This is a genomic window from Micromonospora radicis (assembly GCF_003583405.1).
In the GTDB taxonomy this organism is placed as follows: Bacteria; Actinomycetota; Actinomycetes; order Mycobacteriales; family Micromonosporaceae; genus Micromonospora; species Micromonospora radicis.
In genome coordinates this window covers 85,835-101,966 of sequence record NZ_QXEC01000008.1, presented here as the reverse complement: position 1 = coordinate 101,966, position 16,132 = coordinate 85,835, and the positions used below count along the sequence as shown (strand labels likewise).

The window sequence follows — 16,132 nt, the reverse complement described above, 5'->3', positions numbered from 1 at the left end:
CGGGCGTCCCCGCCGGCTTCTGCCGTCGGTTGCCGACCGCCCGCGCGCCCAGCCATGGAAGTCATCACCACCGGAATCGGTGTACTCCTCGCCGTCGTCCTGCTCGTCGCGCTCGGCGTGGTGTTCATGGTCAGTCGGCTGTTCCGCAAGGTCGAACAGGGCAAGGCGCTGATCATCTCGAAGATCCGGCGGGTCGACGTGACCTTCACCGGCGCGGTCGTGCTGCCCGTACTGCACAAGGCCGAGATCATGGACATCTCGGTCAAGACGATAGACATCGAACGGACCGGCAACGAGGGCCTGATCTGTCGGGACAACATCCGCGCCGACATCCGGATCACGTTCTTCGTCCGGGTCAACAAGACCATTGAGGACGTCGTCAAGGTGGCGCAGGCGATCGGCACCGCGCGGGCCAGCGACCGGGAGACCCTCCAGGAGCTGTTCAACGCGAAGTTCTCCGAGGCGCTGAAGACGGTCGGCAAGCAGCTCGACTTCGTCGACCTCTACACCAAGCGCGACGAGTTCCGCGACCAGATCATCCGGGTTATCGGCACCGACCTCAACGGGTACAGCCTGGAGGACGCGGCGATCGACTTCCTTGAGCAGACGCCGATGTCGCAGCTCGACCCGAAGAACATCCTCGACGCGCAGGGCATCCGGAAGATCACCGAGCTGACCACGCAGGAGCACGTCCGGACCAACGAGTTCCGGCGCAGCGAGGAGAAGGAGATCACCCGCCAGAACGTGGACGCCAAGGAGGCGATCCTCGAACTGGAGCGGCGGCAGGCCGACGCCGAGGCCAAGCAGCAGCGCGAGATCGAGACCGTCCGGGCCCGTGAGCAGGCCGAGATCACCCGGGTACGCGCCGAGGAGCGGCTACGGGCCGAGACGGCGAACATCCGTACCGACGAGCAGTTGGGCGTCCAGCACGAGAACCGGGCTCGGGAGATCGCGGTCGCGGAGAAGAACCGCGAGCGGGTCATCGCCATCGAGACCGAGCGGATCGAGAAGGACCGTCTGCTGGAGGTGATCGGCCGGGAGCGGGAGACCGAGCTGAGCACGATCGCCAAGGACAAGGAGGTGGAGGCCGAGAAGCGGGCCATCGCCGAGGTCGTCCGGGAGCGGATCGCGGTGGAGAAGACCGTGGCCGAGCAGGAGGAGAACATCAAGCGGCTGCGGGTGGTCGAGGAGGCCGAGCGGACCCGCCAGGCGGTGGTCATCCAGGCCGAGGCCGAGGCGCAGGAGAACCTGGTCAAGGACATCAAGGCGGCGGAGGCCGCCGAGGCGGCGGCCAAGCACAAGGCCCGCGAGCAACTGGTGCTGGCCGAGGCCCGGCAGCAGGCCGCGGAGCTGGACACCCGGGCGAAGATCCGGCTGGCCGAGGGCATCCAGGCGGAGTCGGCCGCGGCCGGCCTGGCTGAGGTGCAGGTCCAGGAGCGCAGCGCCGAGGCGATCGAGAAGGTCGGCCGGGCGGAGGTCGCAGTGGAGCGGGAGAAGCTGCTGGCCGCCGCCGACGCGGTGCGCGAGAAGCTGAAGGGCGAGGCCGAGGGTCTCACCGAGAAGGCCGCCGCGATGGCCGCACTGGACGACGCCACCCGGGAGCACGAGGAGTACCGGCTGCGCCTGGAGTTGGAGAAGGACGTCCGGCTCGCCGGGCTGGACACCCAGCGTCAGGTCGCCGAGGCGCAGGCCAAGCTGGTCGCCACCGGCCTGGAGAAGGCGAACATCGACATCGTCGGCGGGGACAGCGTCTTCTTCGACCGGCTGCTCAGCTCGATCTCGTTCGGCAAGAGCGTGGATGGCTTCGTGGCCCACTCGGACGTGGCGAAGAGCCTGGCCAAGCCGTGGCTGGACGGCAGCGCCAGCTTCACCGACGACCTGGCCCGGATGGTCGGCTCGCTGAACAGCGCCGACGTGCAGAACCTCACCCTGTCGGCGTTCCTGGCACAGCAGATCCGCGCCGGTGGCGCGGACCAGGGCAAGCTCCAGGAGCTGTTGAAGGCCGCCCAGCGGCTGGGGGTGGCGGAGACACCGGTCGCCGCCCTGACGGGCTCGCGGCAGCGCGCCGGTGAGTGAGCCGACCGCCGGTCCGGCCGCCGGGCGTACGCCCGGCGGCACCGGGCCGGCCCCGGCGGCCGGTCCGGCCGGCGGTACCGACGACGCCGCCCGGATGGGGTTGGCGGACGGCAGCTACGAGGTGCTGCGCAAGCGCCTCGCCGGGCAGGCCGCCGAGCTGGCCCGGCGGGCCGAGACGCTCAACGCCCGCCGGCTGGAGGTCTTCGGCAGCACCGAGCTGCGGTTGCTGAGCACCGAGCGGATCCGCACCGAGCACAACTGCGTACCCCGGGACATCGTCTCCGTGGGCGGGCTGATGCTCTTCGGCTACAACGTCTTCATCGGTCTCAAGCCGGAGACGACCGTCGACGACGTGTTCTCGCTGCACCGGTTCGTCCGCGAGGCGGGCGCCGAGGCGGACGCCTTCCGGTTCGACGAGGCCGGGCCGGACGAACTGCCCGGCCTGCTGCGCCACCCGCAGTTCGTCCGGGACTTCGCCGAGCTGTACCGCTACTACCGGCAGGCCAAGCTGTTGCAGTTGCGCCGCGTCGACGGCCGACTGCTGGCGGTGTTCCAGACCGGTCCGCGTACCGAGGACAACCGGGTGCTGCGCTGGCAGGTCGACCTGGACGGGGTGCCCGAGTACCTGGACAGCCGGGGCGAGCGGGACCACGTCTTCCCGCCCAGCCACGACTTCGAGTGGGTCGAGACCACCCGGGAAGACCACATCCTCGGCCGGCACCCGCACATCTCCATCGACGGCGTGGTCTTCGTCGAGACGGTCGGCGGCACGCTGACCGTGAAGGTGGAGAACAACACCGAGGTCGGCGAGGGCATCTACAGCGAGCCGGTGGACGAGCCGTTGCAGAGCCTCGCCGACGCCGACGTGCACTGGGCCCGGGTGGGCACGCTGATCCTGCTGAGGCTGCGGCCGTACAAGGAGACGCAGTGGCGGCATCTGGTGTTCAACACGTTGACCCGGGAGGTGGTCCGGCTCGACGGTATCGGCGTCGCCTGCCAGCGACTGCCCGAGGACCACGGCATCATCTTCCCGGGCGGCTACCACCTGGCCACCGGCGTCACCCGGACGTTCGACACCGACGTCGCGGGGCTGGAGTTCGAGCGGGTGGTGCGCTCACCGAACGGTGAGGACGTGCTCTACGTCTTCCACGCCCGCGCGGACGGCCGCTCGCTGCTGCTGCCGTACAACGCGATCCGCAAGGAGGTGGCGGCACCGATCCCGTGTCACGGGTTCTCGCTCTTCGACGACGGCACGCTTGTGGTGTTCCGGGCGGTCTCCGAGGAGCCGACCCGGGTCCACCCGATGCAGATCTGGCAGACGCCGTACGTCTCCGACGCGTACGCCGCCGCCCAGCCGGCGGGGAGTGGGGCGCTGGAACGGGTCGGCAACGCGGACCTGGTCCGCGGCATCTCGGATGCCTTGTCGGCGGCCCGGATGGTCGACGGCACCGTCACCGGCGAGGTCTACGAGGCGCTGATCGCGGCCTGCGGCCGGATCACCGACCACTACCACTGGATCGGTGACGAGGAACTCGGCGACCTGGCCACCCCGCTCGCCGGGCTGCGGCGGACCGCCACCGCCGTGCTGGAGGAGCACGAGAAGGTCCGTACGCTCACCGAGCGGGCCCGGGCCGAACTGGACGCCAGCGCCGAGCAGATCGCCTCGTTGGCCCGCCGCGCCCGGGGTGAGGCGCCGCTGACCGCCGACGACTGGGTCGCCCAACTCGGTGGCCTGCGCCGGGCCCGCGGGCACCTGGAGACGCTGCGCGAGCTGCGGTACGTCGACCACGACCGGATCGACGAGTTGGCCGCGCGACTGGACGAGGAACTGGCGGTGGCCGGTCGCCGGGCGGTGGAGTTCCTCCGCCGGGACGAGGCGTTCACCGGCTACCAGCAGGAGGTCGACCGGCTCGCCGGGCGGGCCGCCGAGATCGGCACGGTGGCCGAGGCGGGCACGGTCAACGACGAGCTGACCGGTCGTACCGAGGCGTTGCAGACCATCACCGACGTGGTGGGTGGGCTGGACATCGCCGACGCGACGGTACGCACCGCGATCCTCGGCCGGGTCGGTGAGGTGCTGGGCGCGGTCAACCGGGCCCGCGCGGTGCTCGACAAGCGTCGCCGTGAACTGGCGGCCGTCGAGGGGCGGGCCGGCTTCGCCGCCGAGTTCGCCCTGCTCGGGCAGGCGGTGACCGGTGCGCTGGCGGCGGCGGACACCGCCGAACGTTGCGACGAGCAGCTCGGCCGGCTGCTGCTGCGGGTGGAGGAGTTGGAGTCCCGCTTCGGCGAGTTCGACGACTTCCTGGCCGAGCTGGTGACCCGGCGTACCGACATCTACGAGGCGTTCTCGGCGCGCAAGCAGGCGCTGCTGGACGAGCGATCCCGACGGGCCGACCGGCTGGTCGCCTCGGCCGACCGGATCCTGGTCAGCGTGCAACGCCGGGCCGGCACGCTCGGTTCGCTCGACGAGGTCAACACCTACTTCGCGGCCGACCCGATGGTGGGCAAGCTGCGTTCGGTGGTCGAGGAGCTGCGTACCCTCGGCGACGCGGTGCGGGCCGAGGAACTGGACGGCCGGGTCCGCGCCGCCCGGCAGGAGGCCGGACGTGGCCTGCGCGACCGGCTCGACCTGTACGCCGACGGCGGCGAGACGATCCGGCTGGGCCGGCACCGGTTCGCGGTGAACACCCAGCCGATCGACGTGGCGGTGGTGCCGGCCGACGGGCGGATGGTGGTCGCGGTGACCGGCACCGATTACCGCGCCCCGGTACGCGACGCGGAGTTCCAGCAGACCCGACGGTTCTGGGACCAGCTGCTGGTGTCCGAGTCGGCGCAGGTGTACCGCGCGGAGTACCTGGCGGCGGCGATCCTGGCCGCCGCCGAGGCGGGCCGCGACGGGTTGACCCTGGATGCGCTGCACGCGGCGGCGGTGGACGCCGACGCGCTGCGGGAGCTGGTCCGGCGGGTGGCCGAGAGCCGCTACGACGAGGGGTACGAACGCGGCGTGCACGACCACGACGCCGCCGAGATCCTGCGGGTGCTGCTGCGCCTGCACGCCGGCGCCGGGCTGCTGCGCTACCCACCGGCCGACCGGGCTGCCGCCGGACTGTTCTGGCGCTACGGCACCGACGAGGCGAACCGTGCGGCGTGGACCGCCCGCGCGGCTTCGCTGGCGCGGGCGCGGCAGCGGTTCGGCCGCCCGGACGGCGAGGACGCCGCCGACCGGCTCTGCGCGCAGCTGGCCGAGGCGATCGACGGCTACCTGCGTGCTGCCGGACTGCCGGTGCCGGCGGCCGGGACGGCGCTGGCCGGCGAGTACCTGTTCGCGGAGCTGTCCGAACCACCGGTGCGGTTCGTCACCGGCAGCGGGGCGCGGAGCATGTTGGACCGGTTCCGGCGGGCACTCGGCGGTCCGCAGTCGCGCTCGTCCCGGGAGTTCGACGACGATCTGCGCGCCCTCGGCGCCGACCTGGCCGGCCGGCACCAGTTGGTGGAGGCGTGGCTGACCGCCTTCCTCGCCACCGACGACGGCGACCTGTCCGGGTACGACCTGCCGGAGGCGGTCGCGGTCGAGCTGTGCGGGCCCGAGCTGCCCCGGCAGGACAGCGCGGCGACGATGACGGAGACGGTGGGCGGCCTGCTCGGCGCGCACCCGCGCGTCGAGGGCTCCACGCTGACCGTACGGATCGACGAGATGCTGACCCGGACCCGGACGTTCCGCACCGAGCTGGTGCCGGCGTACCGGGCCTACCAGCGGCAACGCAACGCGCTAATGGAGACCGAGCGGGAGCGGCTGCGGCTGGAGGAGTACCGGCCGAAGGTGATGAACGCGTTCGTCCGCAACCGGCTGCTCGACGAGGTGTACCTGCCGTTGATCGGTGACAACCTGGCCCGGCAGCTCGGCGCGACCGGCGACGGCAAGCGGGTCGACCAGTCCGGCCTGCTGTTGTTGATCTCACCGCCCGGGTACGGCAAGACCACGCTGATGGAGTACGTGGCCAGCCGGCTCGGCCTGGTCTTCGTCAAGGTGAACGGGCCGGCCCTGGGTTCGAAGGTCACCTCGCTGGACCCGGCCGAGGCGCCCGACGCCACCGCCCGGCAGGAGGTGGAGAAGATCTCCTTCGCCCTCGAACTGGGCAACAACGTGCTGCTCTACCTGGACGACATCCAGCACACCAACCCGGAGCTGTTGCAGAAGTTCATCTCGCTCTGCGACGGCCAGCGCCGGATGGAGGGCGTCTGGGACGGCCGCACCCGCACGTACGACCTGCGCGGCAAGCGGTTCGCGGTCTGCATGGCCGGTAACCCGTACACCGAGTCGGGGAAGCGGTTCCGGATCCCGGACATGCTCGCCAACCGGGCCGACGTGTGGAACCTCGGTGACGTGCTCTCCGGGCGGGAGGAGGCGTTCGCGCTCAGCTACATCGAGAACGCGCTGACCGCGAACCCGGTGCTCGCCCAGCTCTCCGGCCGGGATCGTACCGACCTGGAACTGCTGGTCCGGATGGCCCGCGGCGACGACTCGGTCCGGCCCGATCAGCTGTCCCACCCGTACCCGCCGGTGGAGTTGGAGCAGATCGTCTCGGTGCTGCGCAAGCTGCTGCGGGTGCAGCAGGTGGTGCTGGCCAACAACCAGGCGTACATCGCCTCGGCGGCGCAGTCCGACGACGCCCGTACCGAGCCGCCGTTCCAGTTGCAGGGGTCGTACCGGAACATGAACAAGCTGGCCGAGCGGGTCGTCCCGGTGCTCACCGACGACGAACTGGAAGCGGTGATCGACGACCACTACCTCGGTGAGGCGCAGACCCTGGCGGCGGGCGCGGAGGCCAACCTGTTGAAGCTCGCCGAGCTGCGTGGCCGGCTCACACCCGAGCAGGCGCGCCGCTGGGTCGAGGTGAAGGAGGCGTTCCAGCGCTCGCGTGCTCTCGGCGGCGCCGGTGACGACCCGGTGGACCGGGCGGTCGGCGCGCTCGGCCTGCTCGCCGACCGGGTCGGCACGGTGGCCACCGCCATCGGTCGCGCCAACGAGGGGTAGCAGCCGCGAAGATCGACACCGTTACGGCGGGACGGCGGTATCCGTCGCGCCGGAATGCCGCCATCTCGCCGTAACGGAGGTCAGCCGGCGCAGTCAGCCGGCGCGGTCAGCCGGCGATGTAGCGGCGTAGGTCGCGGGTGAGTACCTTGCCGGTGGTGTTGCGCGGCAGGTACTTGACGAAGACCACGTCCCGGGGCACCGAGAAGCGGGCGAGGTAGTGCCGGACGTACTCGCGGACCGCCTCCGGGTCGAGGGTCTCGCCGGGGTGCAGACCGAGGAAGGCGGCGAGCCGCTGGCCGTACTCGGGATCGGGTACCCCGATCACGGCGGCCTCGCGTACCTGGGGGAGTTGGGCGAGCAGCTGTTCGACCTCGGAGGGGAAGACGTTCTCCCCGCCGGAGACGATCATGTCGTCGGCGCGGCCGTCGACGAAGAGCAGCCCCTCGGCGTTGACCCGGCCCAGGTCGCCGGTGTCCAGCAGGCCGTCGTGGCGGTTCCGGTCGGTGCCGGAGGTGTAGCCCTCGAAGAGCATCTCGTTGCCGACGAAGATCCGGCCCACCCGCCCGGCGGGCACCGGCTCACCGGCGTCGTCGAGGATCCTCAGCTGCGTGCCATGCGGCGGGCGGCCGGCGGTGGTGGGTGCCTGGCGTAGGTCGGTGGGGGTGGCGATGGAGGCCCAGGATGCCTCGGTCGAGCCGTACAGGTTGTAGAGCACGTCGCCGTAGGCGTCCATGAACTGCGCCGGGAGGCCGCCGGGCAGCGCGGACCCGCTCACGGCCACCACCTTCAGCGGCGGCCGGGGGTCCGGCGGGGGCACCTCCAGCAGTCGTTGCAGCATCACCGGCACCGCGAACAGCACCTGGCAGCGGTGCCGTACCAGGGCGTCCAGGGTGGCGGCCGGATCGAAGCGCCGGTGCAGCACGACGGTGGCCCGCAGCGCGAAGCCGACCTGTAGGGCCGCGTACCCCCAGGTGTGGAAGACCGGCGCGGCGATCATGACACGGTCGCGGGCCTGTACCGGGATCCGGTCGATGATGGAGACCAGGGGACCGAAGCCGCTCGGAGTGGGCCGGCGGGCGCCCTTCGGCGTGCCGGTGGTGCCGGAGGTGAGCACGATGATCCGACCGTCGCGCTCGGGTGGTTGCAGCTCGCCGGGGAGCGCCGAACCGATCAGCTCCGCCCGGGCTCGTTCGTCGAGGCGGTGCAGGTCGGGCGGAAGGCCGAGGGTCCGGTCGGTGAACTCGTCGTCGTGTACCAGTACCCGTAGCTGCTGTTCGTCGGCCACGGTGGACAGTTGCGCCGCGGAGAGACCGGTGTTCACCAGTACGGCGTCCGCGCCGAGCAGGGTGGCGGCGACGATGGTCTCGACCAGACCGGGGTGGTTGCGGCAGAGTACGGCGATCCGGTCGCCGGCCTGTACGCCGAGTCCGGCCCGGAGCGCGCGGGCCAGCCGCGTCGAACGGTCGAGTAGTTCGGCGTAGGTCGACTCGGTGCCCCGGTCGTCGACGACCGCGATCCGGTCCGGGTCGCGGGCTGCCGCCTGACGGAGTTCGCCGGCGAGACTCCAACCCCACTTGCGGAGCGCGTTGAGCTGGGCGGCGACCCGGGTCGGCCGGCCCGGAGTGAGCAGGCCGCGTCGGGTCAACGTACCGACGACGAATGGCAGGTCCATGCCCGAGCGCCTCCCTCTGTCGCCGACCCGAAGGCCCGCAACCTTCGTGAAACGTCCTCTCGATCATGCCTGGTGTGGGGCGGACCGCCCAGGCCGCGCCGGCCGGCGTCCACGCGCTGGACACCGGCCGGATACGTTCCGTGCGGTGGGAGCGAGCACCTCAGCGGATCGGCAGGCCCGAGATCGCGCGGGAGATGACCAGGCGCTGGATCTCCGAGGTGCCCTCGAAGATGGTGTAGATCTTGGCGTCCCGGTACCACCGTTCGACCGGGTGGTCGCGCAGGAAGCCGGCCCCGCCGAGCAGTTGGACCGCCTTCTCGGTGACGGAGACGGCCACCTCGCCGGCCTTGAGCTTGGACATCGAGCCTTCGCCCGCGGTGAACGGTCGGTTGTTGCGGCCCATCCACGAGGCCCGCCAGACCAGCAGCCGAGCCGCGTCGATCTCCGTCCGCATGTCGGCCAGCGTGAAGGCGACCGCCTGGTTGGTGATGATCGGTCGACCGAACTGGACGCGGTCGCGCGCGTAGTCGAGGGCGTACTCGTAGGCGGCCCGGGCCACGCCGAGTGCCTGCGCGCCGACGGTGGGCCGGGACAGCTCGAAGGTGCGCATCGCCGCCTGACCGGAGGCGCGTTGCCCGGACCGGGCGCGAGCCAACCGTTCGTCCAGCGCGTCCTTGCCGCCGAGCAGGCAGCGGCCCGGTACCCGCACGTCGTCGAGGAAGACGTCCGCCGTGTGCGACGCCCGCAGACCGAGTTTGCGCAGCTTGCGGGTGGCGCTGAGGCCGGACGTGCCGGGCGGTACGACGAACGCCGCCTGCCCCCGTGAGCCCAGTTCCGGATCCACCGAGGCGATCACCACATGCACCCCGGCGATTCCGCCGTTGGTGGCGTACGCCTTCTGCCCGCGCAGCACCCACTCGTCGGTCGCCGCGTCGTAGCTGGCCCGGGTGCGCATCGCGGCGACATCCGAGCCGGCCTCCGGTTCGGTGGAGCAGAAGGCGGCGACGGCCGGGTTCCCGGTGTCGCCGAAGCACTGCGGCACCCACTCGACGAGTTGGTCGGGAGTGCCCGCGCCGTAGATCGCGGCGACGGCGAGGGAGGTGCCGAAGATGCTCAGGCCGATGCCGGCGTCACCCCAGAACAGTTCCTCGCTGGCGATCGGCAGGGATAGTCCGGTGGGGTCGGCCCAGCAGGTGGCGAGGAACTCGAAGCCGTACAGGCCGACCTTCGCGGCCTCCTGGACGATCGGCCACGGGGTCTCCTCCCGGGCGTCCCACTCGGCCGCGGCCGGGCGCACGACCTCGGCGGCGAAGCCGTGCACCCAGTCGCGCAGATCCCGCTGTTCCTCGTTCAGGTCGAGCGAGAACTCGACCATCTCAGGCCTTGGGGATGTCGAACAGGTTGGCGATGTTGGCGGCCAGACCCAGGTCGCCCTTTGCCTTGAGCTTGCCGGTCATGAACATCATGACCGGGTTGGCGCCGCCGGAGACCACCTTCAGGAAGTCGACCGGGCCCAGGGTGAGGCTCAGCCGCGGGTCGTGCTGCGGGGTCTCGTTGACCGTGCAGGCGCCGTCGGCGACGACCACCTCGTAGGTGTCGGTGCCACCGTCGGGGGCGCCGGTGATGTTCCAGTGGATGACCGCGTTGGTCGAGCCGGCCCGGTCGGCCCGGAACAGCTGCGGCATCCGCCCGAAGACCTCGCCGAGGATCTTGCCGCGCAGGTCGCCCGTCATCACCTCGGCGAGCTTGCTCTCCGGGGTGTTCTTGACGAGCTGGGCGAACTCCTTCGGGCCGACGTTGGCGAAGTTGGCCGGGTCGAAGTCAGTCATGGGAAGCGCCTCTCGAACAGTGGTTACTCGGGCGTAACCTTACGCATCAGTAGGTATGCTCGCAAGGTGTCCACCACGCCCGCCTTCAAACGCCTTCCCCGGGCCGTACGCGAGCAGCAGATGCTCGACGCCGCCGTCCGGGTCTTCTCCCGGCACGGGTACCACGGCGCAAGCATGGACGAGATCGCCGAGAAGGCCGGCATCTCCAAACCCATGGTGTACGCGTACCTGGGCAGCAAGGAGGAGCTCTTCGTCGCCTGCCTGCACCGCGAGGGCACCCGGATGCTGGAGGCCATCGCCGCGGCGGCCGTCCCCGACCTGCCCGCCGACGAGCGGCTGTGGCGCGGCCTGCGGGCGTTCTTCGGGTTCGTCGGCGCACACCGCGACGGCTGGGCGGTGCTCTACCGGCAGGCCCGGGCCGAGCGGGCGTTCGCCGACGAACTGGCCGGGATGCGGACCCGCATCGTCGAGGTGGTCGCCGGGATGCTCGACCACGCGTTGCGCGGCGAGGGCCGGCAGGTGGCGGAGGCCGAACTGGAGGTGGTCGCGTACGCCCTGGTCGGCGCGACCGAGTCGCTCGCCGACTGGCTGGCCGACCATCCCGGGGCCGACCCGGAGCGGACGGCCACCCGGATGATGAACGTCGCCTGGCTCGGCGCCGGCCAACTGTTGCGCGGCGCGACCTGGCACCCGCCGGCCGGGTGACGCCCGCCGGCCGCCGCCGTCGGGTGAGGTCCGCCGGTCGGGTGAGGCGCGTCGGCCGCCGCCGTCCGCCTTCGGCACCGTCAGCCCCGGCCGCTCGCGGCCCGGCGGCGGGCGCGGTGCCGCAGCCAGCGGGCCAGCTCCAACAGCAGGGTGACCACGATCGACAGGCCGATCCCGGCCAGGATCCCGTGCAGCGGATGACGTTGGAAGGCGAGCCCGCCGAAGATGCCGAGCAGCACGGAGTACAACGCCCAGGTGGCGCCGCCGATCACGTCGAAGAGGAGGAACGGCCGCATCGGATAGCGGATCGCACCCATGGTCAGGGTGACGGCTGTTCGCCCGCCCGGCACGAAGCGGGCGGCGACCAGGATCATGCCGCCCCGGCGGTCCACCGCCCGTCGGGCCCACTCCGACCCGGCCCGCCGTCGGCTGTCCACCGGCGAGTGGTCCAACCGGCGGGAACCGCCGCCGCGTCCGATCCCGTACGAGACGTGGTCGCCGGCGACCGCGCCGAACGTGGCCGCCGTGATCACCAGCAGCAGGTTGGGCTCGCCGCCGACGGACAGTACGGTCGCGGTGATGATCGCCGCCTCGGCCGGCACCAGCGGGAAGATCGCGTCGACCGCGGTGAGCCCGAACAGCAGCAGGTACACCCAGGGTGAGGTGAGGGTCTGCCGGAGCAGGTCGATCGCGGCCTCCATGGCCCCATGCTCGCGGCCCGGCGTACGGCCCGCGGCCGGACGGGCGGATCAGGTCATGATCATCGGGGTGGCGAGCAGTGGACCGGGTACGGTCTTCTCCTCGGCGGTGGGGCCGTGCGAGGTCAACACCACGGGTGCGCCGAGTGCCGCACTCACCGCCTGCGGCCAGTCGGCCGGCGGGGCGTCGTCGTACACCGGGCGGGCCGTCGACAGCCGCGCGGTGAGCGCCGCCTGCCGATCGAGATCGCCGGGCCGGCCCGGCAGTAGCCGGTCCAGGTTCCGATAGCGGCGGCAGATGCGCAGGTCGAGGCCGCGTTCGGCGAGATCCAGGTGGGTCAGCGCCAGGCCGTCGACCCCGCCGGCAGCCGCCAGCGCGTACGCGTGGGCGACCGCGTCGAAGTGACCGAACCGGAAGCGGCCCTGCCACGGGTTCGTCGGGTTGTGCGGGTCGACCAGCGGCAACCCCCGGTCCTCGGTGACCAGCGGACCCGGCCCATGCCGGGTGGTGACCGTGCGCAGCACCCCGAGCCGGGTGGCCGTTCCCGCCGCACCGGCCTCGGCCAGCAACGACTCCGCGTTGGCGAAGGTGGTGGTGCTCCACGTGGTGAACGGGTGGAAACCGTGCCACTCGTCGAGCAGCACCCCCTGCGCGCCCTCGAACACGCACGGCCCGGCCCGCAACGCGCCGGCCAACCAGGACCGGTCGACGATCGCCACCCGCTCGGCGAAGGCTCGGTACGCCGGCAGGCAGTCGGCGACCGGCGGGGCGTCCAGCGGACCGAGTTCGGCGGTGAGTCGGTCCCGCAGCGCGGTCAACCGGCGGTGCAACCGTTGCGGGCGGTGGCAGTCCGACACCCGGGGCGCCTCGTCGGGGTGGGCGAGCCCGTACGCGACGGTCTCACCCACCCCCTGCCCGCAGGAACCGTGCCGGTCGGCTCCGCGGGCCGTCTCGCGCGCCCGGTTGGCGGCCCGGTGGTACGGGGTGGCCAGCAGCGCCTCCCCGTCCACCGTCAGCCGGTCGAGCGCGTCGGGCACCCCGACGGTGGCGAGATGGTCGGCCTCGGCGGCCAGGGCCAGCGGGTCCACCACGACGTGCCGGGACAGGTGCGTCCACACGCCGGGGCGGAAGGTGCCGGCACCGAACTGGGCGAAGGTGTGGTGCCGGCCGTCGCGCAGCACGACGTTGTGCGCCGCCTGCGCGCCCCCGTTGAACCGGACCACCGTGTGCACCGGCCGGGTCGCGCAGAGCCAGTCCACGACGGTGCCCTTGCCGGCGTCGCCGTACCCGAGGTCGACCACGATCGTGTGCTCCCGGCCGGCGTCGTCGCCCCGGACCGTCGGCGGCACGACGTCACCCGCCACCGTGCCGTTCACAGCCGTACCACCCCGCCGCCCGCGCCGCGGGTGGCCGGCAGTTGGCCCACCTCGGCCCGCCGCGCCCCGCCGAGGCGGGCCAGCGCCTTGGACACGGTCCCGGTGGCCGACGAGCCGGCCCGGTCCAGGTCGCGCAGGCCGGTGTCGAGGTCGATGGCCTGCTCGCCGAGGCCGACGGTGAGCGCGATGGTCTCGCAGACCGCGTCCAGGTCGTCCAGTTCCAGGGTGTTCTGGCCGAGCAGGCCGCGCCAGAAGTCGAGCACCTTGCGGTTGCCGGCGTAGTGACTACCGGCGGGGAGCAGGTAGTAGGTGTCCCAGCGGCGGGTCACCTCGTCGACGATCTGCCGCAGCGGCACGTCCTCCCGCAGCCCGCCGCCGATGCGCCGGGCCACCTCGGCCGCCTTCACCTTCGGGTACGCCAGCTCGTCGCCGATGATGAACAGGTAGCCGCGCCGGCCCCGCTTCTCCCAACTGTCGGTGACCGTGTGCCGGGCCATGAAGTAGAGCGCCAGCTCGTACGACTCCGTCATCTGGCCGCCACCGCCGCCCTCCAGCACGATCCGGCCGAGGTCGTCGTCCATCCGGTTGTCGGACTCGAACTGACCCACCTGCAACGGCACCCGGTCACAGGTGGCGTCACCGATCGCGCCGAACATGATCTGCGGGTCGCGGGCGTACCCCTGGCGCAGCAGCAGCCCCAGCAACTGCGGCAGCTTGGCCTGGAGGGTACGGGGCACGTGCCCCATCGAGCCGGTCACGTCGAAGAGCACCGCCACCGGCGTCGACTGCGGGTGCTCGTCGTTGTCGCGGCTCTCCCGGACCGCGTCGCGCGGGTCCAGTGCCGGGTGCACCACCCGGGCGCCGCTGTCGCTGTAGGCGAACGCGCTGGTGCCGGTGGCCCGGCGGTACCGGTCGGCGGCGTCGTACACGTCGGTGGACCACATTCCACTGCCCATGGCAGCCTCCTTACGGGTTGAGGGTGAAGGGTCGGAAGGTGCGCGGGCCGTAGAGCCGTTCGAGCACCTCGTCGAGTTCGCCGAGCAGTCGCCAGGCGTCGGTGGGGCGGGCGCGCAGGAGCCGCTGCCGGCAGCCCCTGGCGAAGGCGAGCAGTTCGCGTGGGGCGAGCCGGCCCATCAGCCAGGTCATGCAGCGGGCCGCCATGGCGATGTCGGTGCCCGGCCCGGCAGGCCGGCGTTCGGGCACCTCGGCGGGGTACCAGTCCCGGTGGTCGGGTACCAGCGCCGGCACGACGCCGCCGGGTTCGGTAGAGAAACACCAGTCGACCAGCACCACGCCGTGCGCCGCCGGTTCGATCAGCACGTGCGGCGGCAACACCGCACCGTGCACCACGCCGGCCCGGTGGGCCAGGCCGAGCGCGACCAGCAGGCGGCGCCACATCCAGGCCACGTCCTGGCCGTCCAGCCCGTCCGGGTACGCCCGCCGCACCTCGACCAGGCTGCGCAGGCCGGGAGCGGTGGCCAGGACGTTGATCCGCCGCTCGGCCCCGGTGGCGGCGTCCCGGTGGGTGAAGCTGTCGACCAGCCGGGGCACGTACGGCAGCCAGCGCGGGTCACCCCGTTCGGCGAGCCGGCGCAGGGCCCGTTCCTCCCGGGCCATCAGGTCGTTGTCGCCGGGGGCGCGGGGGAGCTTGAGCAGCCGGTCGGCGCCGACGTCGTACAGGTCGGCGAGGTCGCCCGAGTGTGCCGGCCGGCCACACCGGTAGCCGCGCAGCACGGTCACCCGGCGGGCCCGCCAACGGGTGGTGACCCGGATGAACGCCTCGGTCGCCTCGGCTCGGACGCCGGGCCCGACCCAGTCCAGCCGGTCGGGGTGCAGGGCCGCGACCAGTTCCCGGTAGCGGTGTTCCGGCGCGTCGGCGCCGAACAGCTCGTCGTCGTCGCGGGCGGCGGTGACCAGGCGGATCGCCTCGTCGGTCTTCATCGCACCGTCTCCTCCCGGGCGGGGCGCAGCAGCGCCGGGTGCAACAGCCGGGCGTCGCCGGCCCGGTAGAGCCGGGCCCGTGGGCCGCCCCGGGCGCCGCCGCGTTCGGTGCTGTCGCCGGTGCTCTCCACGAAGCCCGGCACGGAGAGCACCTTGCGGTGGAAGTTGCCGGCGTGCAGCGGGTGCCCCCAGACCGTCTCGTAGACGGATCGCAGTTCGCCGATGGTGAACTCGGATGCCAGGAAGCGGGTGGCCAGCGGGGTGTACTCCAGCTTCGAGCGGGCCCGCTCCAGCCCGTCGGTGACGATCTGGCGGTGGTCGAAGGCGAGTTCCCGGTTGGCCAGCTCGGCGACCGGCACCCAGGTTGCGTCCGCGGCGTCGGTGCCGGCGGTGGCGTCCGGCAGGTCGGGGGCGAAGGCGAGGTGGGCGACCGAGACGATCCGCATCCGCGGGTCGCGGTCCGGTGCGCCGTAGCTGGCCAACTGCTCCAGGTGGACGCGCCGCAGCTGCTCGCCGCCGAGGCCGGTCTCTTCAGTCAGCTCCCGGCGGGCGGCCGTGGCCAGCTCCTCGTCGGGCCGGACGAAGCCACCGGGCAGTGCCCAGTGGTCCGCGTAGGGCTGCTCGGCGCGGCGGATCAGCAGCAGGTGCAGCGCGTTGTCCCGGATGGTCAGGGCGACCACGTCGGCGGTGACCGCCACGGCCGGATAGGCGCGCGGGTCGTAGGCGGCGAGGAAGTCCTGCTCGTTCACGCTCGATCACTCTCAATCTGAGAACATCTCTTGGTGAGAACAACTTAGCG

General features: G+C 72.2%; 11 protein-coding genes. 3 read left to right on the top strand and 8 right to left on the bottom strand.

Going from position 1 to position 16,132, the window contains the following annotated elements; all coding sequences use genetic code 11:
• Positions 1 to 54: 54 nt before the first annotated feature.
• Entirely contained in the window at positions 55 to 2,076 is a 2,022-nt protein-coding gene (locus D2L64_RS10835; protein WP_119574988.1) for a flotillin family protein, read from the top strand.
• Entirely contained in the window at positions 2,069 to 7,111 is a 5,043-nt protein-coding gene (locus D2L64_RS10830; protein WP_233558902.1) for a DNA repair ATPase, read from the top strand. Before D2L64_RS10835 ends, D2L64_RS10830 begins: the two co-directional genes overlap by 8 nt.
• 106 nt (positions 7,112 to 7,217) lie before the next feature.
• Here the strand turns inward: D2L64_RS10830 and D2L64_RS10825 are convergent, their stop codons facing one another.
• The 3 genes from D2L64_RS10825 to D2L64_RS10815 form a co-directional block, all read right to left on the bottom strand.
• Positions 7,218 to 8,783: an AMP-binding protein gene (locus tag D2L64_RS10825; protein WP_119574986.1), complete on the bottom strand. Its 1,566-nt coding sequence runs from the start codon at positions 8,781 to 8,783 to the stop codon at positions 7,218 to 7,220.
• 160 nt (positions 8,784 to 8,943) lie between these two features.
• On the bottom strand, positions 8,944 to 10,158 hold the full coding sequence (locus D2L64_RS10820) for an acyl-CoA dehydrogenase family protein (RefSeq protein WP_119574984.1): 1,215 nt from the start codon (positions 10,156 to 10,158) through the stop codon (positions 8,944 to 8,946).
• 1 nt (position 10,159) lies between these two features.
• Positions 10,160 to 10,612 (bottom strand): SCP2 sterol-binding domain-containing protein, encoded by a 453-nt coding sequence (locus D2L64_RS10815; RefSeq protein WP_119574982.1) that lies wholly within the window; start codon positions 10,610 to 10,612, stop codon positions 10,160 to 10,162.
• Positions 10,613 to 10,678: 66 nt separating this feature from the next.
• Between D2L64_RS10815 and D2L64_RS10810 the strand changes: the two genes are divergently transcribed.
• Positions 10,679 to 11,317, top strand: coding sequence for a TetR/AcrR family transcriptional regulator (locus D2L64_RS10810; protein ID WP_199714500.1), 639 nt, complete (start codon positions 10,679 to 10,681; stop codon positions 11,315 to 11,317).
• A gap of 80 nt (positions 11,318 to 11,397) precedes the next feature.
• Here D2L64_RS10810 and D2L64_RS10805 read toward each other — a convergent pair whose 3' ends face one another.
• From D2L64_RS10805 to D2L64_RS10785, 5 genes are all read right to left on the bottom strand, one after another.
• Positions 11,398 to 12,018 carry a DedA family protein gene (locus D2L64_RS10805; protein ID WP_119574978.1) on the bottom strand — a complete coding sequence of 207 codons (621 nt, stop codon included), beginning with the start codon at positions 12,016 to 12,018 and terminating at the stop codon, positions 11,398 to 11,400.
• A 48-nt stretch (positions 12,019 to 12,066) separates the two neighbouring features.
• On the bottom strand, positions 12,067 to 13,320 hold the full coding sequence (locus D2L64_RS10800; RefSeq protein ID WP_119575165.1) for an adenylosuccinate synthetase: 1,254 nt from the start codon (positions 13,318 to 13,320) through the stop codon (positions 12,067 to 12,069).
• A 68-nt stretch (positions 13,321 to 13,388) separates the two neighbouring features.
• Positions 13,389 to 14,348, bottom strand: coding sequence for a hypothetical protein (locus D2L64_RS10795; protein WP_119574976.1), 960 nt, complete (start codon positions 14,346 to 14,348; stop codon positions 13,389 to 13,391).
• Between the two features lie 10 nt (positions 14,349 to 14,358).
• Complete coding sequence (locus D2L64_RS10790) at positions 14,359 to 15,333, bottom strand: serine/threonine protein kinase (RefSeq protein WP_119574974.1); 975 nt, start codon at positions 15,331 to 15,333, stop codon at positions 14,359 to 14,361.
• Entirely contained in the window at positions 15,330 to 16,082 is a 753-nt protein-coding gene (locus tag D2L64_RS10785; RefSeq protein ID WP_119574972.1) for an NUDIX hydrolase, read from the bottom strand. Before D2L64_RS10785 ends, D2L64_RS10790 begins: the two co-directional genes overlap by 4 nt.
• Positions 16,083 to 16,132 lie beyond the last annotated feature (50 nt).